Source organism: Vibrio limimangrovi (assembly GCF_054064025.1).
On record NZ_JBSUGF010000006.1, the window covers coordinates 316,952 to 343,322 of the forward strand.

A 26,371-nucleotide genomic window follows, 5' to 3' on the forward strand; every position below is an offset into this window, starting at 1 on the left:
GCCGGAAAACGAGCCACCGTTTCCGGCATGAGAAATTAGCTTGCTCGGTTGTTCATCAGTTGAAGACTGACGACGACAAATTCCGCAGGTTTGAGCGGTGCGAACCCGACTAATACATTGACGACACCTGCATCAATATCAGCCTGCGTTGTTGTTTCGGAATCACACTTCACAAAGAAAGCCTGCTCCGGTGTACTCCCCTGAAACGCGCCTTGACGGAAAAGTCCTTGCATAAAGCTGGTCACCGCGATGCGTATCTCGGACCAGAGCGGCTCATCGTTTGGCATAAAGAGCGACCATTGCAACCCCCGGAATAAAGATTCCTCAACGAAAAGTGCCATCCTGCGAACCGGGACATATTTCCACTCCGATGCCAGTTCATTTGCACCACGAAGTGTTCTTGCACCCCAGATGATGTTACCGCTAATACCACCATTTCTGAGGCAGTTCAGGCCGATAGGATTAAGTAACCCTATCTCGTTGTTGGTGAGGTTCTGATTAAAACTGATCACATTACGAAGACTGGCAGTAACGCCTGCGGCTGCAGTCCAAATACCAGATTCAACATCTTTCCTCGCATATACGCCCGCAACCGTACCACTTGGTGCGATAGTACGAAGCCGGTTATCACTGTTTGGATCCGGCACCTGTACTCGAGGGTAGTAAGCAGCAGTGTTACGATGACGAAGCCCTGCTCCGGCGACTTCATCCAACCACTCGATGGCTTCATCCGCACTATTTACGTTCGCAGGTGGATCAATCAGCAAGAACGCTCGCTGCTCTTCACAATAGGCAATGGCTTGGCTCATTACGCTCGACATCGCGGCAACGCTGCCATTATTAAGATCAGACGCTTCAGGAATAAGCAACAGATTGAAAAGATCGACATCTTCCAGCGCATAAATACCCGTGCGCTGATTTCGGTTACCGCGTAATTGCGCAGCCGTTGGTGCGGAGCCTGCGGTCCCCGCTACTGCCAAAGTTTGGTGTCCGGCTGGTGCGGTAGTATTCATGGCATATTGCTGAACATTGTCTTCAACACCAGCACCAACTAGTCCGGTTACCGTAGCAAAATTTCCGACTGATTCTGCAATAGCAATGACCTGTCCTGCACGATACTCAGTACTGTTACGTCCACTAAATATGGCCAAACGCTGGCCGCGAACCAACACCTGACATTGAGCCCAAAGTGGGTCAGCAGGACGCTCTTCGCGAACTGCGTTCTGAAGCATGAGTGCAGCTTCTGCCATGGTAGTCGGCGGTGTTGAGCCATCAATGTCAACGTCTACAACACCAGCCCCCAAATTTATTTGCAGAGTACTCAGTGCTGCGAGACTCGCGTATTGCGCAGTGTCTTGCAAAGCGGAGTAAAAACCGGTTGGTGCGGGCATAGCTGTACCCGTCGCGGTAATCTGAACCATCATGGAGTCATCATTGACCACGTCCTCGACATAACGAGGATGTGTAGTAACCATAGAAACGTTTCGGTACGTCTCATTTCTGACTGGCACTTCCAAGCCGTCAACATGTCTGATTTCAGTTACAGAGAGATTAAAAAGAGAGGTAGGGTCAGAGGTGAGATAGTCGATTTCTACACGAATATTGTTGTTCCAGGTACCCGGGTCTTCGACAGCATTCCCCTGAAACTGTCTCCCAGCAGAGAATGCAAGTGTACTGGCACCGTTCCAACTCTCCGCAGTCATGCTGCCAGTAGTGCCACCACCGACTCTAACAGCGAAAGATTCTCCCCCGCCATTAGCAAAAAACTGAGATACGGCATAGCTGGTTTCACTGTCTGAGTGAACACCACCCATGTGAGTGTCAAAGTCACCGACATGAAACATCCTAACCGGTGTATTTAAAGGTCCTCGAGAAAAGCTGCCAACAAACGCAGCGATGGATGTTGCGGCGCCACTAATAGAGCGACTGCCGCTGGAAATTTCCTGGATGTAAACACCTGGATATGTCAGTGCAACGGGCATGATTGACTCCTCCAATAGAACAGTTGGCCCTGACGGTACTATTTACGACGTGAATCAATGGCAAAATTACCTAAGATAAAAACGTACCTGATATGAACCTATGCACACTTATAGAAACAACCTTGGATTAAAGCGTAGCAGCTTATTTGTGACATGAAAGCGAGTGTTTTGAACGTTTCTGCAGTGAAAAAAACAGAGTAAATGAGGTGGATTATTTATTGTTACATTTATCAGTTAATTATGCATTCACACACTAATCGTTTAGGTGAATAAAATAATTAAAATTTTTTTTTCTAATTTACGTTGGCACGGAATTTTCTTTAAAAAGTAAGCAATGGACGACACAATTAGCCATGCCTCAGGGGATAAAGCCAATCGATTAACGATTTTATCTGTGTCATTCCAGCGAGCTCAAGCGAGACTAGGAATCTAATAGCAGCGCGCTGAGCGGTTAATGAAATAATTTCGGCCATAAAGTGAGCGGAAATTAGATCCTGAATAACACTCCTTCGTCGTTGTTCAGGATGACTGGAGGCTTAAACATGCCGTTAGCGACTAAACGAACGGCATTTACCTCAGGGTGCGGCTGGGGCAGCGGCATTCCTTTCTGCCAGAAAATCTTCGGCAGACATTCTTCGACCATCTTGGGTTCTTACCGATATTTCCGCTCCCCGACGTTCTCGCCCACCGCCACGAATGATAATAAATATCTGGTAGTGCCCATCCCTGCTTCGGAATGCAGATATTAATCTAGAAGCGTTTTCATCAACCCAGTTGTGATAAATACTTGGATCGTTGAAAACATCCTGCAGAAACTCTGCTTCAGCTCTGATGCCAAGCGGGTGAACGCGATCCCATTCCGCATCTAGATTCAACATACCAAGCCGTCTATCGTAGTTACGCACATTGAAGCGTTCAGTTAGAAAGTGAAGCATAACCGATTGGAATCCCAAATCATCACTTGCCATCAAGTCATCAAGATCGACATAACCACGCCGTAGTTCATCCATTAAAAGTGGGGCTCCTCCGACATAACCAGCGCCCGTGATTAGCCTCATAGGAACCATCTCCGCTCGATCTATAAAGCCCGTAATCCGCTGATCAAATGGAGTGAGCGCATTTTCATCGATGACGTTATAGCGAAGAACTCCACCTTCTAACCTATATTCAATCCCCGTAGATAATCCATTCATCCTGTCTATAAGTTCCTGTGCTCGGTCGAACGCTGAAGCACTGCTACTCCCGGGTGGTTGTATCTGAATCTCACGCTGGATCCCCGGAACATGCGCCGTGCTATTTGATTTAGCTCCTCCGGTTTGCTGCATCACGTGAGTTAATTCGTGGGCGAGTAATGTTTTTCCTGCAACAGAGGTAGGACGGTATTGACCAGAACCGAATACAATATGATTTCCAGCCGTATACGCTTTTGCATTGATCGATTTAGCGGACGTTGCTGCCAACGCATTATCGTGAATACGGACACCGCTCAAATCCTGATCTAATCGGGGTTCAAAAAAAGCTCGAACGTCTGGGTGAAGCGGTTCACCCGCTGAACGTAACACATCGTGAATAATAGTCGGGGCTGTAACCTTCCCAATGCCGCTATCTTGAATACGTTGGGCTTGAATACGCTTGGGCTGTATTCGCTTACCGTTCTGAATGAGTTGTTCACCTCTATTTTTGGGACAGAGACCACCATTAGCAAAAGACCTCATTAGCTTAGGTTCAGGCATTCGCATCACCTGGTCAGCAACACGATCCGCCTCCTGCTCATAGACATCCCCTGGCTCATTTATCGTCAACTTCGTCTGAATCGCGACCGACCTGCGACTTATCGACGGACGTGCGTCGACACCTGACATGACTCTGGGTGATATTAATGGATTGTGGGCGTTTTCATTTGAAGAGACGACGGAACTTTCAGAGTTCGAAAGCTGGGATTGGAAAGTAAACATGTCAAAGCTCTCTTGCCCGTTCCAAGCGCAGACATCTAACATCCACTTGGCTGGGACATTGTGATGAGGTTGAAATTAAACATAGTTCATATACGCCAAGATGTACAAATAGGTGAGACTAGCCTCATCGACGAGTTAGCGTTGCTTTTGCTCGTCGGCGCACTTTGTCTCACCCAGTTTAGATATTTAATCTGTTGATTATGCTCCGCTTCAGTTCTGGGGCATCAAATTTTTACATGAACTACGCAACGATGCTGACTACTGCAAAGTAAAGCAGAGATGGACCAAGCAAGCAGCCTAATGCCGTATAAAATGCTGCAGTGATACATCCATAAGGAACCAGTTTTTCATCTGTGGCTGCCAACCCTGCTGCTACACCGCTAGACGTTCCTATCAGACCGCCAAACACAATCGCAGAGCGAGGAGAATTCAACCCGATAAATGGCGCAATAAATGGTGTTAGGATCATCACCAGAATTGATTTCACCAAACCTGCTGCAATAGAGAGCGCCATCACTTCAGAGCTTGCCCCCAGAGCAGCGCCCGTAACTGGCCCCACAATATATGTCACTGCTCCAGCACCAATGGTGGTAATACTGACCGGATCGGTATAGCCAAATGCCATCGCAATTGCTGCGCCAGACACAAAGGACATAACCACACCTAAAATTAGAGCCGTAACGCCGGACATCCCGGATTGCTTTAATTCATCTAGTTTGACACCAAACCCCGTAGCTATGATGGCGAAATCTCGCAACATCGCACCGCCCAGCAAACCAATTCCTGAAAGGAATGGAATATCCACAGCGCCTTTTGTACCACCAGTCAGTGCGCCTGAAACATAGGCCAGCGTTAGTCCCAACATTATCGCGATCGCTGAGCCATGTATTCTGCCTTTAGTCCATTTGTCCGATACCCAGAAAGAGAACCACATCATTAGACCAATGACCGCAAAGCCGACTATTAGCTCATATTTATTTGATACAGAGATAAGAGATTCAAACATGACGGCCCCACTTACGCTTGTTGTTTGTCAAGTTGGGACACTGAGCTTGTCCCCATTTTTGTAATAACTGGTACTAATGCAAACCCAACAGCGACGGCAGTCACGCCAGCCAGAATCGCCATAGGCCCGCCGGTAATTGCACCAATCACATTTTGTTTTGCTGCCATCGCGACGACGATTGGGATGTATATTGCGCTCCAAAAAGCGACGCCTTGCTCCGTTTTAACGTCGATCTTTTTATGTTTCTGAAGATAATCACTCGCAACAATTAAAATCACCATTGCGATACCCACCCCACCGACATTTGACGGTATGCCGAACATGTAACCCAACATTTGCCCGATACCCAAACCAGCGAGTGTACAAAGAGAAAGTAGTGCTACTCCGTAAATGATCATTAAGTCACCTCCAATATGTGATACTTTCGTTTTGAACCTTACCAATTGTTATCACATTGTTAATACCAATCAATTAACATATTTCCAAAACTGTTAACCTCAGGGTAATTATTCACTGTGCATTTCTAAAGAAGATCTAACAAATAAATATAAATAATTTTAATATCAATTATTTATATCTAAAATCAGCCCACAAGGCTTGATCATTCCATGAAGGGTTAAACGTGTTTCTAAAGTGAAATTTTGTGATCAAAAGAAGAGATAAAGAAACATTTATTTTACATTGCTAGCGTGAGTTTTGTGCGCCATAGAAAAGGTTCACAGCAGCTTTTCAGTATCTAATAGAAACAGATATCGCCTACCGGCACTCTTTAAAATGAAATTATCCTAAAGAGTATCGCTAATCTTTTATCATCAACGTTTCATTAAATTGGTTATCTAATAACTGATAGACGCTCTTGCCTTCTCCACTGATCCAGTTCATGACTTCATTATCTGGAATCAATAACGGCATGCGGTGGTGAAATTTGCTGCATTGTTGATTTGATTCGGTGGTTAGCGTTACGAGTTCTCGCCCATTTTCCACCGCAATACCTGCCATATATAAAACGTGGTTATCTCCAAGGCTGAAAAGGTACTTTACCTTTCTGCCATGTTCTTCTCGCCACTCATACCAACCCGTGCACGGTACGATGACTCGGTTAAATTCAAACGCATTCGCAAATGTTGCTTTAACAGCAACAGTCTCGGCTTTCGCGTTGATGATCAGGTGGTTTGCCCAGTCAGGTTGTATTCCCCAAGGTAAATCGAGTTGTTTTAATTCACCGTGTTGGGCGCCGACAGTAGAAACTATTTGACTGGGCCTGAGATCTCTATTGGTTTCGGTTATAAAACTGATGCCTAGTTGCTCGGAAACAATTCGACAAAGCGGTTCGTTGATCACATTTAACCGGCCACACATATCACACTCCTAAGAAACAACAGATGTAACACAAATTATAGTAACTTTTTTACTCCCTTCTTTTTCATGAATTGATATCACGAATAACCAGGAGTTAATACCTAAACCATGTCTATTATTAGACATTAATATCAATAAGATAAGACAAAAAAAGCTATAGTTACCGCCCAGTAATCATCTCAAAATAACGTCGCCGAATTTCAAAAATTGAATAGCCTTTTCTTTTTTCTAACTAACGTGATGACGAATCAAGTGTTAACTTAACATTAACATCTCAAACAGGATAGAACTCGCTAATCGGGACAAAGTTGACACTTTTATTCAGCCCCAAGAAAAAGAATAACCTGATTAAAAGAGCGCTTTATAAAAACACTCTACTAACATTTGGACGTTTAAGTATGAACACGATTATTAAAAAGACTGCTGCCACTGCATTGTCATCACTTCTGCTAGCTTCACCGGCGTTCGCCGCAGACGTTACATTGAGATTTGGGCACTTTTGGCCTTCCGTATCTGATATTCATAAAGAGATTTATCAAAAGTGGGCTGACGCTGTTGAAACGGATTCAAATGGACGCATTAAAGTAGAGTTATACCCGTCCTCTACCCTTGCTAAGCCACCAGCGCAATACGATGCCGTTAAACACCGTATTTTAGATGTTACGGCAACAGTGCAAGGTTACTCTGCTAACCGATTCCCGTTAACTCAAATCGTTGAACTACCTGGGGTCGTGCAAAATGCCAATCAAGGTTCTTGCGTGATTCAAAAGCTTTACGAAGAAGGGGCTTTTGCAAATGAATACAAAGATTCTAAACCACTGTTCTTATTTACTCACGGCGCGGGCTTATTGCACGTAAAAGGCAAAAATATCGAACAGCCTGGTGATCTGGAGGGCCTGCGTATCCGCCGTCCAACGGCCGTCATCGGTGGTTTGCTTGAAGAACTAGGCGCACTTCCTGTCGGTATGCCAGCACCGCAATCTTACCAATCTCTTCAGCGTGGTGTTATCGATGGCGTGGCACTGCCTTGGGAAGGCGTAAAGAGCTTTAGAATTAACGAACTAGCGGAAAACCATACTGAAGTAGGTGGTTTGTACTCCCTTGCCTTCATCGTGACGATGAATAGCGACGTATACAACTCGCTTGATGATGAGCTTAAAGCGGTTGTCGACAAGAACTCAGGTGCCGCATGGTCGAAAATTGCAGCACAAGTGTTTGATAGTTTGGACAATCAAGGTATGGAAGAAGCTAAAGCCGCAGGTCACACGATTAACCGTATTGATGCATCAAGTAACGAAACAACCTGGAAACCAATATTCGACAAAGTGATTGAAAACTACTTGTCTGATTTGGAATCGAAAGGGCTCGCTGCACGTGATGTTTACAAGCGAGCAATGGAACTGTCGCAAGACTGTAGTATTTAACCGCTGCCTTTCAGCATGAATTAAGGGAATGAGATTATGAAAATACTCATCAACCTAGTCAATCGCGCGGCACATATTGCCCATCTGGTCGCTGGTTTTATTTTAGTGTCGATGATGTTCATCACTCTCGCTGACGTCATCACTCGCGCGATGTTTAATTTTACCGATGGCAGTATCGACTTGACGTTTGTTGGCGGTATAGAGCTCATCAAATTTGGATTGTTATTTGCCATTTTGTTGACGATGCCTCATTCGGTAGCTAAATCTCAGGTCATTGTTGATTTGTTTACCGATAAAATGAATCAGCGTTTGAAGATATATCTTGAAGCCTTCTACAACCTCGGCTTTGCACTACTGGGCGCGGGGATGTCAGTGCGCTTTTTTGAAGCGATTGAATCAGCCGCTCTTACTGGAGAAACCACTCAGGATTTACAAATCCCGCTGGAATATATCTATATTGGTGTCGTTGTAGCCACAGCACTACTTACAATCCGAGCGTTAATCATTGCCGGTGAACTTATTTTTCACTGCCATACACCAGAGAAAAAAAATGGCGGTGATGAACCAGCAAAGTTAAGCGACAAAAAAAGTAACGTGCAACAACGAAATAAAGAGGAGTTAGTCTAATGGATGCTTCAACGATTGGTCTAATTTGTATTGCGTTAATGTTAGTAATGATGGCGTTCAGAGCCCCTATCGCGTTATCGATGGCGGTAACCGGATTTGTTGGGTTCGGATCTATCGTTGCTTTTCCTTCAGCGATGGCTATTTTGGACAGCGGTCCGTTTGAGACCCTGTCTAACTACAGCTTCAGCCCGATTCCTATGTTTATCCTCATGGGTGTCTTTGCCTCTAAAGCGCAAATGTCTCAAGAATTGTTCCATGGTGCGAGAACGCTATTCGGTCGCTGGCGCGGCGGTATGGCACTGGCTGCGGTCACCTCTTGTGGCGTTTTCTCAGCTATCTCGGGGTCTTCTCTGGCGACTGCGGCTAGTATGTCTCGCGTGGCATTGCCAGAAATGGAAAAGAATGGCTACTCGATGTCATTGGCTACCGGTACACTTGCGGCAGGTGGTACATTAGGTATCATGATCCCGCCTTCAATTGCACTTCTTCTTTACGCGTTAATCACAGAACAGTCTGTGGGTGACATGTTCATCGCCGGTCTAATCCCAGGGTTACTCGGGCTATTCCTTTACTGCGCAACGATTGCGATTACCGTTTGGCTAAAACCTGATCTCGCAACGCCAGGTGAGCAAACATCATTTGCAGAGAAGATCAAAGGGCTTAAAGGCTTGGTTCCGTTCACCGGTATCTTCGCTTTCATCATCTGCGGTATTTATTTTGGCCTGTTTACACCAACCGAAGCGGCGGCTATTGGTGCAGCTGGTACATTAGTCATCGCTTTGTTCCGAGGAATGAAATGGAAACAATTTGTTGAAGCGGTAGAAGAAACGCTGGCTCTCTCTTCCATGATCTTCTTTATGATCATTGGCGCAGAAATTTTTGGCTACTTCCTTTCAGTTTCAAGAATCTCTTACACCTTGGTGGAAGTGGTCGATAGCCTGCAGCTTTCTCCTTACATGGTTCTGTTTGCTGTGCTGTTGCTGTTCATCCTACTCGGTTGTGTCATGGACAGTATTGCGATGCTGCTGCTGACCGTCCCTGTCGTTTACCCTCTTATTGAGGCAGCAGGCTTTGACCCAATCTGGTTCGGTATCGTTGCAGTGATTACGGTTGAGCTTGGCCTGATTACGCCTCCTGTCGGAATGAACGTATTTGTCATCAAGTCACTAGCGCCCGATGTTTCCATTAAAGAAATGTACAAAGGCGTATTCCCGTTCGTCATGTCGGACGTTGTGCGCCTGCTATTGATAATTGGCTTCCCAACCCTAGCTCTTGGACTGCTTTAATTCCCCCACAACCCTTGCCACACAGACTGTGGTGAGGGTTTCCTTCCCCAACAAATTTCTTGGAGAATCTAATGAAAGCCTTTAGATCTGGTGTTTTTGTGCCTGCGATAACCTGCGCCCTAGGCCTAATGTTATCCATCAGTGCATCAGCCAAAACCGATGTTATTCTGTTAGGAACGGGGACCCCTGTTCCTGATGCTGACCGATCTGGCCCATCAACCGCCGTTGTTTACAACGATACTGCGTTTGTCTTCGATGCAGGTGGCGGCATGGTACAGAAAGCGATTGAAGCGGCGCAAAAGAAAGGCATCAACGCTCTCTACCCGACCAACATCAAACACGTTTTCATCACACACCTTCACAGTGACCATATTCTAGACATTTCGGAGCTGGCTGCTACTTATTGGTGGCGACGTGACGACAAAGTGTCACTGTATGGCCCAGTTGGTACAGAAAAATTTGTCACTGGTTACTATGACATGTTGTCCGTTGACATTGGCTTGCGCACAAGCGGTAAACAGCCATTAAAAGATCCAACCAACTATCAAATGATCGTGAAGGAATACACCGAAAGTAACACCGTTTATGATCAAGATGGTGTCACGATTGAAGCCTTTACCGTCCCTCATGGTGATATCCGTCCAGCCTTTGGCTACAAAGTGACAACACCAGACAAAGTTGTGGTTATCAGTGGCGATACCGCCTATTCAGAGAAGATGATTGAAATTGCGAAAGGTGCCGATGTGCTGGTGCATGAAGTGATCAGTGAACAAGGGTTGTCAGGACTTTCTGAGTTTTGGCAAAAATACCATTCGACAAGCCACACCAGAACTAGTGAGCTAGCAAAAATTGCTTCTGAAGCGAAACCTAAATTACTGGTGCTTAGCCATATACTTCATTACAGCGCACCTATCGAATCGGTAATGGAAGAAATTCAGGCCAACTACGACGGACAGGTGGTACTTGGTAATGACCTGGATGTTTTTTAATCCAATCCTTCACTAATATTCCGTGTCAAACGGGTTGAGCTGTCTGAAAGAAGTCGGGCTCAGCCCAGATTTATTTTTAAAAAAGCGAGAAAAATACGCCGGGTCTTCAAAACCCAAGTTGTAAGCAATTTGATCAACATGCAACTGGGTATACAAAAGGCTTCGCTTCGCTTCAACAAACAGTCTCTCCGCAATAATCGCTTTTGCAGCTACCCCTTTTGTTTTGCGACATACGCGATTTAACGTCGACACCGACGTTTGTAGCGCTTCTGCATATTGAGCGACCGTCCAGTGGCTACGATAGTTATTCTCTAATAATTTTTGGAACTGAAAATAGTGACTATTTAATGAGTTACCGACTTTGGTTCCTGCTTCTTGTTGCTTTATCGCCCGAAACAGAATCAACAAAATCATCTTTGCCAGCCACTCGGAAGCTTGCCTCATTCCCACATCATGTGCATTCAGCTCAGATGACAATAAATTACAATACTCGTGCAGTTGAGTAAGAGCCTTATCTTTCTCTGTAAATGAAAGCACTCTCGGTTTATCCAGAACGGTATCAAATACATTTTCGGCATATGATTGTGCCGATTGGTGGATCATCGGTTCCGCGATGCTCACAACATATCCCTCCGTATTAGGAGAAAAAACAAATCCGTGCACAACCCCGGTAGGAATCGCGACCACAGAAGCTCTATCTACAAATATTTTATTGTTATCTAAAGAAATATCTGCATGACCCTTGTTAAGTAAAAGAAGTTGAAAAAGCTTGCCGTGACTATGAGGTTTAATACGCCACCCTCTCGTTTCACTGCGAGCAGCAATGGTTTCTACATGGACAAACTCAGAATTATTGCTGTCGCTCTGTTCTCCGTACAGGAAGAACTTTGGCACATCAGATATCGCTCTCATTACTTAACCAATCATCAAACACACATCACACCATGACCTAAAAGTACAAGAAATTGCTCTGTATGTGAATGGAGGAAATCACACTTTATTAACAAAATAGAAACACAAGGAACAAAACTAGCGGAGTGCTTAAAATGGAAGTTATCAAAACACAAGTTGCAATTATTGGCTCTGGTCCTTCAGGCCTATTACTTGGTCAACTGCTTGCAAAACAAGGGATCGACAATGTCATCGTAGAACGTTCTACTGCAGATCATGTTCTCTCCAGAATACGCGCGGGCATCCTTGAGCAAGGTTTTGTTGACCTCATCAGAGAAGCGGGATGTAACGCTCGTTTGGATAAAGAAGGTCATATCCATGACGGTTTTCAAATCAGTGTTGACGGCGAAAGTACAAGAATCAACCTCAAGGAACGCACTGGCGGTAAAGTCGTGACTTGTTATGGACAAACCGAAATCACCCGCGATTTAATGGAAGCAAGAAGAACTGCTGGCCTAACAAGCTATTATGACGCGCCGGTTACCGACATTGTCGCTCCTGATTCTTCTAACCCTGCGGTCAGATTTGAGCACGAAGGGACCCTTTATGAGTTGCAATGTGACTTTATCGCCGGTTGTGACGGTTTCCACGGCGTATCACGACCAACAATTCCTGACACCATCCGTAAAGAGTATGAGCGTGTTTATCCGTTCGGCTGGCTTGGATTACTAAGTGACACTCCGCCAGTGGATGACGAATTGATTTACTGTAAACACCCTAGAGGCTTTGCACTTGCGAGCCAACGTTCATCGACACGCTCACGTTACTACCTACAGGTTCCTGCAACAGATAAAGTTGAAGACTGGAGCGACGATAAGTTTTGGGATGAACTGAAAAAACGCCTGCCTGCCGAAGCGAGCAAAAACTTAGTAACCGGGCCTAGTATCGAAAAAAGTATTGCACCACTGCGTTCATTTGTGTGTGAACCGATGCAATACGGCCGACTGTTCCTGGTGGGCGATTCAGCACACATTGTACCGCCGACGGGCGCAAAAGGACTCAACCTGGCCGCTTCTGACGTGGCGACGTTGTACAAGATCATGACTCAAGTGTACAAAAATGATGATATGGAGTGCATCAAACAATATTCGGATATTTGCTTACGCCGAGTATGGCACGGTGAGCGTTTCTCATGGTGGATGACCAACATGCTGCATGACTTTGACGAGCTCAGTGTAAACAACACCGATGGCGCTATTTTTAGTCACTTGATGACATCAGAGTTGGATTACTGTCTGCATAGTGAATCAGGCAAAACGATGATCGCCGAGCAGTACGTAGGTTTACCTTATGAAGAAATAAAACCGTCCAAATAATCCCCACTAACATGTAATACCCCATCAAATAAGGATACTTCGGTATCCTTATTTGGATTAATCAGGGCGCACTATATGCTGAAGGGGATACTTATTATTACAATTATCTGTGGCTAAAACTCAGCTGTCACAATATTAGAACAATCAGCATCAAGTGTACTTCCAGCCTCACATACCTGATACGAGAAGGTACCACCACCTTTACCTAGGGAGTCATCCGTAAAAGTAATATCAGCAGACTGGTGCAACAAATTACCATCTCGATATATGTCTACTGTTACAGGAGTACCGTTGTCTAGCCAATGCCAATTTAGAGAAGCATTCATGGTCCCTCTAACTTTGCTAGTTGTGACGGTGAGCTCAATACCATAGCCTGATCCATCACCAGCGTTAGGGTCTTGAAGAGTAATGTAATCTGAATAGGTATCTGTTACTTCACCGTCATCAGTTACCACTAACGTAACGGTGTAGGTACCATAGACAGGATAGGTATAACTTACAGGGCCTGAACTACCAGACGTGTCCGTATCTGAAGTGGTGTCTCCAAAATCCCATGACCAGCTTGCGATACTACCATCGCTATCATCAGAGGCGTCAGTAAAGTTAACGGTTAGCCCACTAGCATCATCACTATCAATCGAATATGTAAATCCTGCAGTAGGTGCTTGATTAGAGGCTTGCTCAACTGGAGCTAGAGTTGCAGAAAAGCCACTAACATCCAGTAGTGGTTCTAGAATTCCGTCACCCGAATCATCGAACCAACCAAAATTACCTGCATATACTACGTTATTATATAAATCATACACACCTTCTGCATTTGAAGGTGGATTCGTGCTCGCCAATAGCGCCAGAGCTCCAGCCACATGTGGAGAAGCCATGGATGTACCACTAATTGTGCCGTACTCTCCCTGCTCCAGTGGATAGGTAGATAGAATACAGACGCCCGGAGCTGCAATATCAACGGCACTACCCCAGTTACTGAAATCAGCCAGAGTGTCATCTTGATCTGGGCGGCAGGTAATAGGGCCAAGACCTCCAGACATACCATCAAAGTCTGCAAGGGCACTTACTGTTAACACGTTATTGAATGCCGCGGGGCTATAATTATTCGCATCAGCGTTATTATTGCCTGCCGCAACAGCAAAAGCGACACCAGCATTAACTGCTCCTTGAATGGCGTCGTATTCAGCCTGGTTGAAACCAGAACCACCCAGACTCATATTAGCCACTTCGATATTTCCGTTAGCCGCTATCCAGTCAATGCCGGCAACGATCCATGAGGCATAACCGCTGCCTCTGGAGTTTAAGACTTTAACGGCCCACAAACGGGCTCCGGGGGCAACCCCAACCACACCAATACCGTTATCCAGCGCTGCAATGGTTCCGGCGACATGAGTGCCATGATAATGTTCATCATCCCCACCACTATCACATGTCGTGCTAAACGGTCCTCCTGTTGCACAATTAACGCCTCCAACGACATTCAGATCCGGGTGCTCAAAGTCGATGCCGGTATCAATAACAGCAACATCCACATCCACCCGATAATCATCGTTACTATCAATACCAATGTTGGTATTCGTATCAGCGAAAATTCGCTGGATACCTGTGGGAGCTGTCTGAGCCGAAATATAGCGTATATCATCTGTGGCCACATATTTGACCTTAGGGTTTCTCTCCATAGCCGCAACTGCCTGGGGCGGTACTGTGATAGAAAATCCTTTCAGGGCGTGCTGATAGATAAAACCGACATTGCCGCCGACCTGGCGAGAGATCTCTTTGGCTGCAGCCGCCGGGTTATCGATATGGTCATGAAGAACGACAATATATCCTCCGGAAGGAGACGCTGCCATCGTGACAGGTGTAACGCCAATCAAAGCTGCCAGCGAGAGTAGCAGAGTAACTAAAATTTGTTTCATCGTAATTGCTCCGAACTAGATTTAGCTTTTCCGGTGGTAATTAGCTATCCGGCTAAGCTCCTTTTTAAGAGTAGTAGGAGATAACGTTATAAATAAACTAAGAAACCATTAAATTTGAGATTTATAACCTTAAATGGTTAGCTTTCTAGTTAGATCAATTACTCTACAATGTAGTTAGGATGATGGAACCGTCCAGCTCCGTGCAAATATGTACCACATATAAGTGTGGTCGATCCTCGAGAGGGGGAATTCATGTCATTCCTTAGCCCAACATATTAGCAATCTCAGACTTACGCTCTAAGTAATTGCTGATTCAGTAAATTGCATCCTCTCGTGAAATCGTACGAAAATATGTTAGGTGCATTTGTATGCCGACTTATAACAGCGTATCACTTCCCATATACGTTAAATAGGAGGGTTTATGAAAGTCCACAAAACTCAAATAGGTTCCGATCCAGTAAAATATTACGCTAGGTTAATTGGAATGGAGAAATACGAGCCTCGTTTGAAAAAGCAAGCCAATGCAATTCCGATAATGACTGGAATTGTACTATACAGACAACTACCCAAAAACAAGCAATCATTGATTTTAAAGCAAATACTAGATTTAAGTGATGGTCAGCTCAAAGCATCATTATACGCATTAGTATCGCAGGTTGTTGCTAATTCTTATTGGTTTTCATGGTCACTCTCGGATAATGAGCTGAGAGAATTCTTTGATACCAACAAAGAAGTGAATGACATACTGAAAGTGGTTGGAATAGATATTACAGTTCCATTAACCGTTGCTGGTGTTGCGTCATTTTTGTTCTCTGCATCTGAGAAAGGACTTCCCGATGCTTCACAAAAGGCTTTAAGCCAGCTAAAAAAGGCGGTTACGACATCTCCCGTCGCTCAAGGTGGAGTCAAATTGGGGTTAACCAAACAGGCAGCATCACGAGTTTCGGCTATTTTAGTTGTAATGGTAAGTGTTATCGCATACCAAACTAATTCAAACGCAAAAGATGCGCAGAAGGAGCTACTGCGGAGAGGCTTGCTAAAAGCGGATGATTTATAATGTTAATTATTGTACTAATAATTGTTTTTTCTCTGGCTACAATTCATTTTTCACACGTACTTTTTTCATTGTATCTTTTATCCGAGGGTAAGTTGTCCATAGGTGTGATGTTATTTCGCCCATTAGCACTTTGTATTATGGCTGCCTGTGCGCAATATTATATTCTTTCATTGATACTGGGCTCGAACCTTCCTGCTACCTCTGGCTTAGTTCTAGTAGTTACTAATGGTTTCTTCTTTATAGGTTGTAACTCAGCTTATAGAGCCAAGCATGTAGAAGAAAGTTAGAGCGATCAATTATATGTAAAGCTTACACATATGAGCCTTCTGCCTGTCAATAGGCATCTAGTGTTAAGCCGAAGCAGTCATCGGAAGACTCAGCTGGTTGGATAAGACAAAGAATTACAAAATCTGGGAATAACAAAAAACAAAGCGGCCCATCTGGACCGCTTAACAGGGAGAGAATGAACAAGTCGTATGACGACTATTTTGACTCAATCAACATAGTGCCGGAGCCAGTGTTCGAGATTGGTGCATGGTAGCTGCTTTGTAAAACATTTAGCTCACCCTGCAGTGTTCCGCGCATACCAAGCCACATGTTCAGTTCAGGGCCTTGAGCACCGCCCTCTTTGATAAGATCAAGGACGGAAAGTTTGGTCAGACATTCAGGTTCAGACACTAGCTTATCCATACAGTAAAGATCGAATTCTTTGTTGATAAACCCTGCGCGTTCACCGTCAAGTTGGTGTGAAAGGCCACCAGTGCCAAGTACAACCACTTTAAGATCCTGATCGAAGCTCTCAACTGCCGCAGCAATCTGTTTACCCAGGTCGAAACAACGCTTTGGAGAAGGCATTGGATGCTGTTCGCAGTTGATACAAACAGGAATAACCTGAACATTGTTGTACGAGTAATTTGGCCATAAAAGCTGCATAGGAACCGTCAGACCGTGGTCGACTTTCATTTCCTGACAAATCGTGATGTCGAATTCATTTTCAACCAGATGGTTACAAATATGCCACGCTAAGTCTGGAGACCCTTTCACATCGGGAATGGTTTGAATGCCCCAACCTTCGTCGGCGTTCTCATAACTATCTGCGACACCAATAGCAAAGGTCGGCTTCTTATCGATGAAGAATTCCAGACCATGGTCGTTGTAAAACAAAATCGCAACGTCTGGTTTTTCTTCCCCTAACCATTTAAGAATCGGAGGATACGCATCAAACAACGGCTTCCAGTACGGTTCCTGTTGTTGATTATTTTCTATCGCTTTGCCGATAGCAGGGATATGTGAAGTACCGATACCACCTATAATTTTTGCCATGATTATTTCCCCGCGTCGACTAACATTTGCTTAAATTCTTCAACCGTTTTGCCAGTTTGAATTGCACCAATATCTTGCATATTCAGACCAAGCATGCCCGCAAACTTAGCCAAATAGTAAATACTTCCACCTAGCTTTAGTAAGCCAAGCACATCACGATTTTGAATTGCTACTTTCTGCTCTTCCGTCAGGCCAAACTTATCGCAATAAGCCATTTCATCACGCTGAAACTCTTCGCGAGCCGCAGCCGTGTTGAGAGAAAAGCACATCTTGTTCAGACCGTAACCTTTACGAGCCATTTCACCGTCAAACAGCACAGTGCCTTCAATTGAGGACTTGTTATCAAGATAAGACATATTAAACTTCCTCCGGCCAGTAAAGTTTCATCGGGTTAGTTACAAGCAGTGCTTGTTGCAGTTCTTCCGATGGTGCAATTTTAGGAATCACATCAACCAGGTGACCATCGTCAGGCGTGTGGGATTTCATGTTTGGATGCGGCCAGTCGGTGCCCCACAGAACTCGGTCAGGAAAGCGTTCAACTAACTCGCGAGCGAAAGGAACCACATCTGAATAGTCAGGAGGAGTAAGCGTCAGGCGTTCTGGACAGCTCACTTTGGTCCAGATTTTCGGGTTACTCTCCATCATGTTAATGAACTTCTCAAACTCTTCGCTGTAGACGCCTTTAGAGACATCAGGGCGGCCCATATGGTCGATAACAACGGTCATATCAAGTTCATTAAGGAAAGGCACAATTTCGTCGATATCCTGAGCTTCAAAGTAAACGACAACATGCCAACCCAAAGGGCGAATTTTCTCTGCGATAAGCTTTAGCGTTTCTTTTGGTGCAGTATCAACAAGGCGTTTTACAAAATTAAAACGCACACCACGGACACCGGCTTTGTCCATCAGTTGCAGTTCTTCGTCGGTAACGGTTTCATCAACAAAGGCGATACCACGAGCTAAATTGCCAGCAGTATTCAGCGCATCAACCAAAGCAGCATTATCTGTGCCGTGACAAGACGCTTGTACGATAACGTTACGGCTGAAGCCGAGGTAATCTCTCAGGGCAAATAACTGCTCTTTAGAGGCATCGCACGGCGTGTACTTACGTTTTGGCGAGTAAGGAAACTTGATAGCCGGGCCAAATACGTGGCAATGGCTATCCACAGCACCTTCCGGCACCTTAAACTCGGGTTTGCTTGGATTAGGGTGAAAAGGCAGATAATCCTTGTCCATGGTCAGTCCTTCTATTTTCTATTTATTTGTGTACACGATTCCGTCGAACAACTTACGAGCTGTACGCAAAATTGCTGCAGCTTGGACTTGGTTGTTTTTTACATCCAACACTACGCTCATTTTGCCTATCGGGTGTTCAACGTCTACCGCTAAAGTTTCACTTTGCTCGATTGATGCCAATTTTTGTGCAGGCGAACCAGGTAAAATGCACGCACTCGCAACACTCACGGCACCTAATACGCCTATCGACGCATGGCAACGGTGAGGGATAAAGGTGCGAGTAGAGATAGCGCCGCCGTATTGAGCTTTGCTAACTAACGTCATTTTAGGGACCGATAATTGAGAGACATCTCCGAGATTCATCAGCGGTCCGGCTTGTAGCCGAATCGATTCCAATTTTTGTTTCAGTTCAGCGTTATTGTCTAATTGATCGCGACTTTCATCGCCCGAAATACCAAGATCTCGTGCATTGATGACGACAACAGGCATACCGTTATCAATTAAAGTCACTTCAACACCATCAATCACATCAACTGCATTACCACTCGGCAGCAGTGCGCCACAGGTTGAACCAGCGGTATCTTCGAACGTGACCGCAATCGGCGCTGCGCTACCAGGGACGCCATCAATTTCACAGTCACCTTCATAGGTCACTTGTCGATTCGGCGTATTGACAGTCACTGTCACGATCTGATCGGTGTTCTCCATGTAGATTCTTACCGTCGTTTGCTTTTCTTGGGCTTCGACGATGCCTCGCTCTATCGCAAATGGCGCCACACCCGCTAAGATATTGCCGCAGTTTTGCTTAGTGCTGATCAATGGTTGATCCACAAACACTTGTAAGAACAGGTAATCTACATCCACGCCATCACGCTCAGATGGCGAGGCAATCGCAACTTTAGATGTCAGGGGATCAGCACCGCCAATCCCATCAATTTGTCGCTCGTCAGGCGAGCCCATTACTGCAAGAAGAAAGCTCTCCAGACAAGACTGGTCTGAAGGCAGGTCACTTTTAAGAAAGTATGCGCCTTTTGAAGTACCCGCTCTCATCCACATACAAGGGGCTTGGTTAGACATATTTGAGCCCTTTTTCTGCTAAACGCTCACGCATATTATAGATGTCCAGGCCAAGTTCGCCGTTTGCTAAGCGAACACGTTTCGCCTCTTCTCTCTCAATGCGGTCCAGTGCAGCCTCAAGTACTTGTTTTGCTTCGTCGCGACGAACAACCACAACACCGTCTTCGTCAGCGACCATCACATCGCCCGGGTAGACGATTTCATCTGCACAGGTCATTGGAACGTTCACTGAACCCAATGTTTCTTTAATAGTGCCTTCACTGAAAATGGCTTTTGACCAAACCGGGAAGTTCATTTCGCGCAAATCTCTCGTATCGCGAACGCCGCCTTCAATGATTAAGCCAACCACACCGCGCGCTTGCGCTGACGTAGCCAGTAAGTCACCAAAGAAACCGTGGTTTGATGGAGAAGTTGGAGCGAAGACTAGGAAATCACCGTCCTGAGCTTGCTCAATCGCTACGTGCATCATCCAGTTGTCACCCGCTGCGCCAGAAATGGTCAACGCAGAACCAGCAACCGCATCACATTGGAAAATTGGTCGCATGTAGTGTGCCAGCAGGCCGCGACGACCTTGAGCTTCATGGATAGTAGCAACGCCACATTTGCGCAGACCTTCAATCACGTCTTTGTCTGCACGCTGAATATTCTGAACTACAACATTGTTTTGCATAATATTAATCCTTATGCCTTCAGACGGCTGAATACACGACGAGCGTTGCCTTCAAAAATAAGTGCTTTCTCTTCGTCGTTGACCTTATCGCTTGCATCGATATAACGCTTGGTATCATCAAAGTAGTGACCTGTTTCCGGGTCTACACCACGCACCGCACCAATCATCTCAGACGCAAACAGGATGTTTTCCGCAGGAAGAATGTCCAGCAGTAGGTCAATGCCTTTCTGATGGTAAACACAAGTATCAAAGTAGATATTCTTCAGTACGGATTCTTCTAAAGGCGGAAGACCCATGTCTTGTGCAATACCGCGGAAGCGTCCCCAATGGTAAGGAACAGCACCACCACCGTGAGGAATAATGATTTTCAGCTCAGGGAAGTCTTTAAATACATCCGACATCAGAAGCTGTTGGAATGCCGTGGTATCCGCACCTAAGTAATGTGAAGACGTGGTATGGAAACAAGAGTTACATGCCGCAGATACGTGAATCATCGCTGGAACGTCCAGTTCAACCATTTTTTCGTAAAGTGGGTAGAACGCTCGGTCACCTAAAGATGCATCCTTCCAGAAACCGCCCGTGGTATCCGGGTTTAAGTTACAGCCGATGAAGTCCATTTCTTCTACACAGCGAACTAATTCAGGTACTGATTTGGAAGGCGTCACACCCGGAGACTGAGGAAGTTGAGCAACAGGCGCAAAGTTGTTAGGAAATAGGTCACACACACGACGAATCAAATCATTCTGATGTTCTGTCCAGAAACGGCTGGTATGCTCGTTTCCAATGTGGTGTCCCATCCAGCTCGCACGAGGAGAAAAGATAGTCAAATCGGTGCCACGCTCTTTTTGCAGACGCAGCTGATTGTTTTCAATACTTTCACGAATTTCATCATCGGAAATACTGATTGTACCTTTGTCTCCAACGTATTTTGGATCTTTTGCTACCGCTGCTTTTTGGCTCTCTCTGTAGTCACCAACTTGCGGTGGTGTAGTGGTATAGTGGCCGTGGCAATCGATTATCATCTCATCAATTCCTTCTGTTGTTTTGTTTGAGCTACTATAACGATCTAGAGAACACCTCGACTATTTCAATTTATTTTTAAGGTATAAGTTTTTGAGATAGAAATATTACTTCTAACGTTAACAAATCGACTTAAAACCCAATAAATACAACGATTCAACAAAAATGAATAGGTGTTAGAAAAATATAATTATCTTTAGAAAAATGACGTATGCTAGCCTTGCCTCATCATTTATTGATGGAGTAATTACTATGCAATGCCGCCTATTTGGTAAAAATATAACTCAGTCAAAATCACCTTATTTACACAACGAGCTTGCCAAGAAATTAAATCTTAACTTTAGCTATCAATTAAATAGTATTGATAGCGGGGATAGCGAGGAGTTTAAATCTCAGGCAACATCGTTGTTCAATTCTGAAATTCAATCCGCAAATATCACCTATCCATTTAAAGAAATCGCCATTGAGATAGCGAATAAACTCGACAGGTCAGCACAACGGGTTCAGGCCGCGAATACACTAGTAAAAAAAGGCGATGAAATTATCGCATACAACACCGACTACTCAGGGTTTATTCAGGCATACCGAAGTTCGCGCGAACAAACACCAGGGCGAGTCGTGTTAGTTGGGTGCGGAGGTGTAGGTAAAGCGGTTGCGATGTCGTTAGTCGATTTAGCGGCTTCAGAACTGGTTCTATTTGATACGGATGAGAAGAAAGCTCAAGAACTCGCGAATCAACTGGTTAATGAAGAGTTACAGGTTACGATAGCCAATAGTGAGTCACTGGAATCTTATGTCAAACTGGCAAATGGTCTTGTAAACTGTACGCCTGTTGGGCACTACTCTATGCCGGGAACGCCGGTTCCAGAAAGCTGGATTGGCTCTCAAGATTGGGTTTTTGACGCCGTTTATACACCAGTCGAGACACAATTCCTGCTGGCTGCAAAGCAAAAACACGTCGCTATTATCAGTGGCTTTGAGTTGTTTTTCTATCAAGCTATCGACGCATTTTCTCTGTTCACTGATACCAAACCGAGTTCTGCCGAGCTGGCGGAGTTCCGTAAATCGCATTTTGCTCATCTGTGCTAAGTCAAGGTTTCTATCATGCCTAAATTACTGTTATTAAATGGTCCAAACTTAAATTTATTGGGCTCTCGTGAGCCAGAAAAATACGGTCATGACACGCTTACGGATGTGGAAGAGCGCTGCAAAAAACTCGCTTCCAAGTTCGGTTATGAAGTCGAATGCCTGCAAACTAATATCGAAGGCGAATTGATTAATGCCATTCATCGAGCGGGCACTGACTACAAAGATGGCCAACTTGCGGGCGTTATTTTCAACCCTGGCGCATACACCCACACCTCGATTGCCCTTCACGATGCGATCGCAGGTGTTGGCGTTCCTGTCGTTGAAGTACATATTACCAACGTACACGCCCGTGAATCGTTCCGTCATCATTCCTATATTTCTCCGGTAGCCGTGGGTACCATCATTGGAATGGGTACGAAAGGTTACCAACTGGCGATTAAATACTTGCTAGAAGAATAACCTCATCACGCGGTTTTAATCCTGGTTACCGATAATAAATAAGACATTTATGGCGTGAAAGACCCATTCAATTTTTAGATAATGAGCAAGTTCCAAACCTAGGTGATATTACATTTAGATTATATAAAACAATAAATTAAGATGAATTTTATAGAACAACAGCATTAAATAAAAAATAAGAACGCTCTGCTGTATACAACTTAAAATAAGAGATTGAGGTCACAATTCACAAACAAAAATGTCACCTAACCGTTTAGCATTACGCATAAACATGTCTAAATAAGTGAAAAGTCGGTGTTGATTTGTCTTCGAGAATGCTTGCTTCGTAAAGTATGAACAGCCATCTGGATTTCGTATCCGACACCGAGACTTACCTTTCTCATTTTACAGGCGGTCTTATGTTTAGCATCCCAAATATTCGTCACTTGCGCGCCATTTCTGAAGTTGTAAAGACAGGAAGCATCAGTAAGGCATCAGAGACCGTATTTCTCTCACAGCCAGCCATCACACAAGCAATTTCAAAGTTTGAAAAGAGCATTCACAGCGAACTTTTTGAACGAACAAGCGAAGGTATGACTCCGACTGAACAAGGCAAAGCGTTTGCTTTTCGTATCGACAGGGCTTTAGAACACTTAGAGCATGGCATTGCAGAGACACTTAAAATTGCCAAGGGCCAGCGCAAAAGCAATGTTCATCGATTCTTATACAATATGACGTCGACACATCTTAAAGCGTTAGTCGCTGTGTCAGATGGACAGGGCTTCACCGAAGCCAGTCGATTGTTAGAAGTTTCCCAATCGTCTGTTTACCGGGCATCTAAGGATCTTGAAGAGATCTTAGATGTCATCTTATTCGAAAAAATAAGTAACGGTATTGTAGTGAGTAAAGCAGGCACTGCGCTAGTCAAAGCTTGCAAGCTTGCATTTGTTGAAATTAAGCAAGGAATCGAGGAAATCGATGCCCTGAGCGACCGACATAACAGTGTTATCACTGTCGGTTGTCTGCCGCTAGCCCGTACCTGTTTATTACCCATTACGATTAATGAGTTCAGCCAAAGCTATCCAGATTGCCGGATTCAGGTTATCGATGGCCCCTATTCCGACTTGCTCAATCACCTTAAGTACGGTGAAATCGATGTTCTGATAGGTGCATTAAGATTCCCTATTCCTAGTACCGATATTCGTCAGGAAACCTTGTTTGAATCAGAAAACAAAGTATTTGCGCGTCATGATCATCCACTGTCAAAAAAGGACACCCTCACTCTGCAGGATTTACATGCCGCAAGTTGGGTAGTGTCCAGCGCCAATACGCCTGGACGTAAAATGTTTGAAGACATTTTTATTAATGGCGGATTGCAACCTCCTGCTCGTTTGGTAGAAGCGAGCTCGCAAATGCTGGTGAAAGAGTTAATTCTGGGAAGTGATCGCCTATCTGTCCTTTCACAGCATCAAATTCAACGCGAGCTGGACGAAGGCCACTTTACAATATTGCCGTTTGACTGCGGCCAGCAATCTCGACCAATAGGACTGACTATGCGCAAGAACTGGTATGCAACTGCGGTACAAACGCATTTCGTATCGCTCCTACGTAAGAATGGCTTGAAAATGTCAGGCTAATTTAGGCAATGCTTTCTCAAAATTGAATACCTCTGATCATCTTTTGATTATTCGTGTTTTTGCCCAAATGTTAAAGTCGTTATCGGTGAAGTAACATAATCAGGTAAAATGGTGAAAACAACTCGTGCCGCATTTATTGGCTTCGGCGAAGCCGCTCAAGCACTTATCAATGTTGCTGGTGACAATGCACCAGATGTGATCAGTGCTTTTGATATCAAAACTCGCAATGAGGCTACACGCGAAGAGAAACTGATGGATTACATCCAATTTCAGGTCAATGGCGCGTTTAACCCAGAGCAAGCTGTGTATGGTGCGCAACTTATTTTTTCTCTCGTTACGCCTGATCAGGCAAAGCAGGCTTTAGACCCTTTGCAAAATGCGCTGACAGAAAAGCAAACCATCATCGATTGTAATTCTTGCTCTCCGACAATCAAACAACGCAATGCAGTATTAGTGGAATCTCAAGGCGCAGCCTACATTGATGCGGCAATCATGAGTCCGATGAAAACGAATTCAACGCGAATTCCATTGTATATCTCTGGTAAAAAGGCCATTCAGATTGCTCCACAGCTACATTACCTGGGTTTTGATGTCACGATCATTTCAGACAAGGTTGGCAATGCCTCACAGATAAAGATGTTGCGTTCAGCCATGGTAAAAGGCTTAGAAGCACTCACTACAGAATGTATTCTTGCCGCTCATAAAGCCGGTGTGGCCGAGTATGTTATTGATTCATTAGAAAAGAGTTATCCGCAACTTAATCTGCCACAACTCTCTATTTATCATATGGAAAGAATGCTCTCTCATGGTAAGCGTCGAAGTGAAGAGCTGAAATCTGTGGTCGATACGCTTGCTTCGCTTAATATCAATGCCAGCATGTCTGATGGAGCCATTCGCTGGCATCAGCTGATGTCGAACGTTAATGTCACTGTCGACAATCAGACCTTAGAACAGTTATCTAATCAAATTTTGAATACGATGGAGCACTCAGCGTCACCCATCCTATCAAACGATACCCTTACCTCTAACAAAGTGTAATAAAGGATTATTTATGAAAGTATGTGTAGTTGGTGCAACGGGTGCCTTTGGCCTTAAGCACTTAGAAGCAATTAAAAATATCGAAGACGTGACCGTCACTGTGATGGTTTCTCCAGAGCAGGATAAGCTAGACGCTCTTATCAGTGAGTACGATTCTAAGGCTATTGGCTTGACGAATCTTGAAGATGCGCTTGCTCGCGACGATGTTGATGCCGTAATCCTGGCAACACCAACTCAGGTTCATGCTTCACAGGCTATTCAATGTATGGAAGCGGGTAAGCACGTTTTGGTCGAAATCCCAATGGCTGATAACATCGAAGACAGCTACAAGGTTGTGGAGACTCAAAAAGCGACCGGTTTAGTCGCAATGGCAGGCCATACTCGCCGTTTCAACCCAAGTCATCAATGGATTCACAACAAAATTAAGGCCGGCGAACTGAACATTCAACAAATGGATGTGCAGACCTATTTCTTCCGCCGTACCAATACCAACGCGAAAGGCGAACCAAGAAGCTGGACCGATCACCTGCTATGGCACCATGCATGTCACACCGTCGATCTGTTCCAATACCAAACTGGTGAAACAGCTTCACATGTGCAAGGTTTACAGGGCCCAATTCATCCGGATCTCGGCATCGCGATGGACATGAGCATTGGTATGAAAGTGCCATCAGGCGCGATTTGTACGCTTTCTCTGTCATTCAACAACGAAGGGCCATTTGGTACATTTTTCCGTTACATCTGTGATGAGGGTACATTTATTGCTCGTTACGATGATTTGTATGACGGGTACGACAACCAAATTGATTTGTCAGGCGTGACGGTATCAAACAACGGCATTGAACTGATTGATCGTGAATTTTTTGAAGCGATTAAAACCGGCAAAGAGCCAAACTCAAGTGTTGCTCAGTGTTTGTCAGCAATGGAAACCTTGCACCGTATCGAAGAACAGCTCATTTAAGGAAAGCTCAG

General features: G+C 44.8%; 24 protein-coding genes. 11 read left to right on the forward strand and 13 right to left on the reverse strand.

What is annotated here, in order from left to right; all coding sequences use genetic code 11:
• Positions 1-35 precede the first annotated feature (35 nt).
• From ACWYU8_RS07345 to ACWYU8_RS07365, 5 genes are all read right to left on the reverse strand, one after another.
• Positions 36-1,982 carry a phage tail sheath family protein gene (locus ACWYU8_RS07345; protein ID WP_457518456.1) on the reverse strand — a complete coding sequence of 649 codons (1,947 nt, stop codon included), beginning with the start codon at positions 1,980-1,982 and terminating at the stop codon, positions 36-38.
• Between the two features lie 575 nt (positions 1,983-2,557).
• Positions 2,558-3,715: an eCIS core domain-containing protein gene (locus ACWYU8_RS07350; RefSeq protein ID WP_457518458.1), complete on the reverse strand. Its 1,158-nt coding sequence runs from the start codon at positions 3,713-3,715 to the stop codon at positions 2,558-2,560.
• Positions 3,716-4,178: 463 nt separating this feature from the next.
• Positions 4,179-4,943, reverse strand: coding sequence for a malonate transporter subunit MadM (madM, locus tag ACWYU8_RS07355; RefSeq protein ID WP_457518460.1), 765 nt, complete (start codon positions 4,941-4,943; stop codon positions 4,179-4,181).
• 11 nt (positions 4,944-4,954) lie between these two features.
• Positions 4,955-5,341 (reverse strand): malonate transporter subunit MadL, encoded by a 387-nt coding sequence (madL, locus tag ACWYU8_RS07360; RefSeq protein ID WP_457518462.1) that lies wholly within the window; start codon positions 5,339-5,341, stop codon positions 4,955-4,957.
• 400 nt (positions 5,342-5,741) lie between these two features.
• Positions 5,742-6,302 (reverse strand): SOS response-associated peptidase, encoded by a 561-nt coding sequence (locus ACWYU8_RS07365; protein ID WP_457518464.1) that lies wholly within the window; start codon positions 6,300-6,302, stop codon positions 5,742-5,744.
• A gap of 398 nt (positions 6,303-6,700) precedes the next feature.
• Between ACWYU8_RS07365 and ACWYU8_RS07370 the strand changes: the two genes are divergently transcribed.
• The 4 genes from ACWYU8_RS07370 (at position 6,701) to ACWYU8_RS07385 (ending at position 10,628) form a co-directional block, all read left to right on the forward strand.
• Positions 6,701-7,726: a TRAP transporter substrate-binding protein gene (locus ACWYU8_RS07370; RefSeq protein WP_457518465.1), complete on the forward strand. Its 1,026-nt coding sequence runs from the start codon at positions 6,701-6,703 to the stop codon at positions 7,724-7,726.
• Positions 7,727-7,762: 36 nt separating this feature from the next.
• Positions 7,763-8,353 carry a TRAP transporter small permease gene (locus tag ACWYU8_RS07375; protein WP_457518467.1) on the forward strand — a complete coding sequence of 197 codons (591 nt, stop codon included), beginning with the start codon at positions 7,763-7,765 and terminating at the stop codon, positions 8,351-8,353.
• Positions 8,353-9,639 (forward strand): TRAP transporter large permease, encoded by a 1,287-nt coding sequence (locus tag ACWYU8_RS07380; protein ID WP_457518469.1) that lies wholly within the window; start codon positions 8,353-8,355, stop codon positions 9,637-9,639. The genes ACWYU8_RS07375 and ACWYU8_RS07380 overlap by 1 nt, the downstream gene beginning before the upstream one ends.
• 71 nt (positions 9,640-9,710) lie before the next feature.
• The gene (locus tag ACWYU8_RS07385; protein WP_457518471.1) at positions 9,711-10,628 is read left to right on the forward strand and encodes an MBL fold metallo-hydrolase; all 918 of its coding nucleotides are present in this window, start codon (positions 9,711-9,713) and stop codon (positions 10,626-10,628) included.
• 12 nt (positions 10,629-10,640) lie between these two features.
• Here ACWYU8_RS07385 and ACWYU8_RS07390 read toward each other — a convergent pair whose 3' ends face one another.
• Positions 10,641-11,522, reverse strand: a complete 882-nt coding sequence (locus tag ACWYU8_RS07390; protein ID WP_457518473.1) for a helix-turn-helix domain-containing protein — start codon at positions 11,520-11,522, stop codon at positions 10,641-10,643.
• A 152-nt stretch (positions 11,523-11,674) separates the two neighbouring features.
• Between ACWYU8_RS07390 and pobA the strand changes: the two genes are divergently transcribed.
• Complete coding sequence (gene pobA, locus ACWYU8_RS07395; RefSeq protein WP_457518475.1) at positions 11,675-12,895, forward strand: 4-hydroxybenzoate 3-monooxygenase; 1,221 nt, start codon at positions 11,675-11,677, stop codon at positions 12,893-12,895.
• Positions 12,896-13,008: 113 nt separating this feature from the next.
• Here pobA and ACWYU8_RS07400 read toward each other — a convergent pair whose 3' ends face one another.
• Positions 13,009-14,814, reverse strand: coding sequence for a S8 family serine peptidase (locus ACWYU8_RS07400; protein ID WP_457518477.1), 1,806 nt, complete (start codon positions 14,812-14,814; stop codon positions 13,009-13,011).
• 421 nt (positions 14,815-15,235) lie between these two features.
• Here ACWYU8_RS07400 and ACWYU8_RS07405 point away from each other — a divergent pair, with 421 nt between their 5' ends.
• Positions 15,236-15,871: a hypothetical protein gene (locus ACWYU8_RS07405; protein ID WP_457518478.1), complete on the forward strand. Its 636-nt coding sequence runs from the start codon at positions 15,236-15,238 to the stop codon at positions 15,869-15,871.
• Between the two features lie 483 nt (positions 15,872-16,354).
• Here ACWYU8_RS07405 and ACWYU8_RS07410 read toward each other — a convergent pair whose 3' ends face one another.
• Genes ACWYU8_RS07410 through ACWYU8_RS07435 form a run of 6 tightly spaced genes read right to left on the reverse strand, consistent with a single transcriptional unit; the run spans position 16,355 to position 21,199 of the window.
• Positions 16,355-17,194 carry a class III extradiol dioxygenase family protein gene (locus tag ACWYU8_RS07410; RefSeq protein ID WP_457518480.1) on the reverse strand — a complete coding sequence of 280 codons (840 nt, stop codon included), beginning with the start codon at positions 17,192-17,194 and terminating at the stop codon, positions 16,355-16,357.
• Between the two features lie 2 nt (positions 17,195-17,196).
• A complete protein-coding gene (locus ACWYU8_RS07415; protein ID WP_014233887.1) occupies positions 17,197-17,550 on the reverse strand; it encodes a protocatechuate 4,5-dioxygenase subunit alpha in 354 nt (117 codons plus the stop codon).
• A 1-nt stretch (position 17,551) separates the two neighbouring features.
• Entirely contained in the window at positions 17,552-18,430 is an 879-nt protein-coding gene (locus tag ACWYU8_RS07420; protein WP_457518482.1) for an amidohydrolase family protein, read from the reverse strand.
• Positions 18,431-18,448: 18 nt separating this feature from the next.
• A complete protein-coding gene (locus ACWYU8_RS07425) occupies positions 18,449-19,507 on the reverse strand; it encodes a 4-oxalomesaconate tautomerase (RefSeq protein ID WP_457518484.1) in 1,059 nt (352 codons plus the stop codon).
• Positions 19,500-20,177, reverse strand: a complete 678-nt coding sequence (locus ACWYU8_RS07430; RefSeq protein WP_457518485.1) for a 4-carboxy-4-hydroxy-2-oxoadipate aldolase/oxaloacetate decarboxylase — start codon at positions 20,175-20,177, stop codon at positions 19,500-19,502. Before ACWYU8_RS07430 ends, ACWYU8_RS07425 begins: the two co-directional genes overlap by 8 nt.
• Positions 20,178-20,188: 11 nt before the next feature.
• Positions 20,189-21,199: an amidohydrolase family protein gene (locus ACWYU8_RS07435; protein WP_024372799.1), complete on the reverse strand. Its 1,011-nt coding sequence runs from the start codon at positions 21,197-21,199 to the stop codon at positions 20,189-20,191.
• Positions 21,200-21,449: 250 nt separating this feature from the next.
• Between ACWYU8_RS07435 and ACWYU8_RS07440 the strand changes: the two genes are divergently transcribed.
• The 5 genes from ACWYU8_RS07440 to ACWYU8_RS07460 all read left to right on the forward strand — a co-directional run bounded on the left by ACWYU8_RS07440 (position 21,450) and on the right by ACWYU8_RS07460 (position 26,360).
• A complete protein-coding gene (locus tag ACWYU8_RS07440) occupies positions 21,450-22,286 on the forward strand; it encodes a shikimate dehydrogenase family protein (protein ID WP_457518488.1) in 837 nt (278 codons plus the stop codon).
• A 15-nt stretch (positions 22,287-22,301) separates the two neighbouring features.
• The gene (aroQ, locus tag ACWYU8_RS07445) at positions 22,302-22,745 is read left to right on the forward strand and encodes a type II 3-dehydroquinate dehydratase (protein WP_457518490.1); all 444 of its coding nucleotides are present in this window, start codon (positions 22,302-22,304) and stop codon (positions 22,743-22,745) included.
• Positions 22,746-23,143: 398 nt separating this feature from the next.
• Complete coding sequence (locus ACWYU8_RS07450) at positions 23,144-24,361, forward strand: LysR family transcriptional regulator (protein ID WP_457518492.1); 1,218 nt, start codon at positions 23,144-23,146, stop codon at positions 24,359-24,361.
• Between the two features lie 108 nt (positions 24,362-24,469).
• Entirely contained in the window at positions 24,470-25,399 is a 930-nt protein-coding gene (locus ACWYU8_RS07455) for a DUF1932 domain-containing protein (protein WP_457518494.1), read from the forward strand.
• A gap of 13 nt (positions 25,400-25,412) precedes the next feature.
• A complete protein-coding gene (locus ACWYU8_RS07460) occupies positions 25,413-26,360 on the forward strand; it encodes a Gfo/Idh/MocA family oxidoreductase (protein WP_457518495.1) in 948 nt (315 codons plus the stop codon).
• Positions 26,361-26,371 lie beyond the last annotated feature (11 nt).

Coding starts and splice junctions, on each gene's coding strand:
- ACWYU8_RS07460 (WP_457518495.1), top strand. CDS start 25,413: ATGAAAGTATGTGTAGTTGGTGCAACGGGTGCCTTTGGCCTTAAGCAC.
- pobA (WP_457518475.1), top strand. CDS start 11,675: ATGGAAGTTATCAAAACACAAGTTGCAATTATTGGCTCTGGTCCTTCA.
- aroQ (WP_457518490.1), top strand. CDS start 22,302: ATGCCTAAATTACTGTTATTAAATGGTCCAAACTTAAATTTATTGGGC.
- ACWYU8_RS07430 (WP_457518485.1), bottom strand. CDS start 20,177: ATGCAAAACAATGTTGTAGTTCAGAATATTCAGCGTGCAGACAAAGAC.
- madM (WP_457518460.1), bottom strand. CDS start 4,943: ATGTTTGAATCTCTTATCTCTGTATCAAATAAATATGAGCTAATAGTC.
- ACWYU8_RS07385 (WP_457518471.1), top strand. CDS start 9,711: ATGAAAGCCTTTAGATCTGGTGTTTTTGTGCCTGCGATAACCTGCGCC.
- ACWYU8_RS07380 (WP_457518469.1), top strand. CDS start 8,353: ATGGATGCTTCAACGATTGGTCTAATTTGTATTGCGTTAATGTTAGTA.
- ACWYU8_RS07455 (WP_457518494.1), top strand. CDS start 24,470: ATGGTGAAAACAACTCGTGCCGCATTTATTGGCTTCGGCGAAGCCGCT.
- ACWYU8_RS07345 (WP_457518456.1), bottom strand. CDS start 1,982: ATGCCCGTTGCACTGACATATCCAGGTGTTTACATCCAGGAAATTTCC.
- ACWYU8_RS07405 (WP_457518478.1), top strand. CDS start 15,236: ATGAAAGTCCACAAAACTCAAATAGGTTCCGATCCAGTAAAATATTAC.
- ACWYU8_RS07425 (WP_457518484.1), bottom strand. CDS start 19,507: ATGTCTAACCAAGCCCCTTGTATGTGGATGAGAGCGGGTACTTCAAAA.
- ACWYU8_RS07370 (WP_457518465.1), top strand. CDS start 6,701: ATGAACACGATTATTAAAAAGACTGCTGCCACTGCATTGTCATCACTT.
- ACWYU8_RS07415 (WP_014233887.1), bottom strand. CDS start 17,550: ATGTCTTATCTTGATAACAAGTCCTCAATTGAAGGCACTGTGCTGTTT.
- ACWYU8_RS07435 (WP_024372799.1), bottom strand. CDS start 21,199: ATGATAATCGATTGCCACGGCCACTATACCACTACACCACCGCAAGTT.
- ACWYU8_RS07410 (WP_457518480.1), bottom strand. CDS start 17,194: ATGGCAAAAATTATAGGTGGTATCGGTACTTCACATATCCCTGCTATC.
- ACWYU8_RS07420 (WP_457518482.1), bottom strand. CDS start 18,430: ATGGACAAGGATTATCTGCCTTTTCACCCTAATCCAAGCAAACCCGAG.
- ACWYU8_RS07365 (WP_457518464.1), bottom strand. CDS start 6,302: ATGTGTGGCCGGTTAAATGTGATCAACGAACCGCTTTGTCGAATTGTT.
- ACWYU8_RS07400 (WP_457518477.1), bottom strand. CDS start 14,814: ATGAAACAAATTTTAGTTACTCTGCTACTCTCGCTGGCAGCTTTGATT.
- ACWYU8_RS07440 (WP_457518488.1), top strand. CDS start 21,450: ATGCAATGCCGCCTATTTGGTAAAAATATAACTCAGTCAAAATCACCT.
- ACWYU8_RS07450 (WP_457518492.1), top strand. CDS start 23,144: ATGTTTAGCATCCCAAATATTCGTCACTTGCGCGCCATTTCTGAAGTT.
- ACWYU8_RS07375 (WP_457518467.1), top strand. CDS start 7,763: ATGAAAATACTCATCAACCTAGTCAATCGCGCGGCACATATTGCCCAT.
- madL (WP_457518462.1), bottom strand. CDS start 5,341: ATGATCATTTACGGAGTAGCACTACTTTCTCTTTGTACACTCGCTGGT.
- ACWYU8_RS07350 (WP_457518458.1), bottom strand. CDS start 3,715: ATGCCTGAACCTAAGCTAATGAGGTCTTTTGCTAATGGTGGTCTCTGT.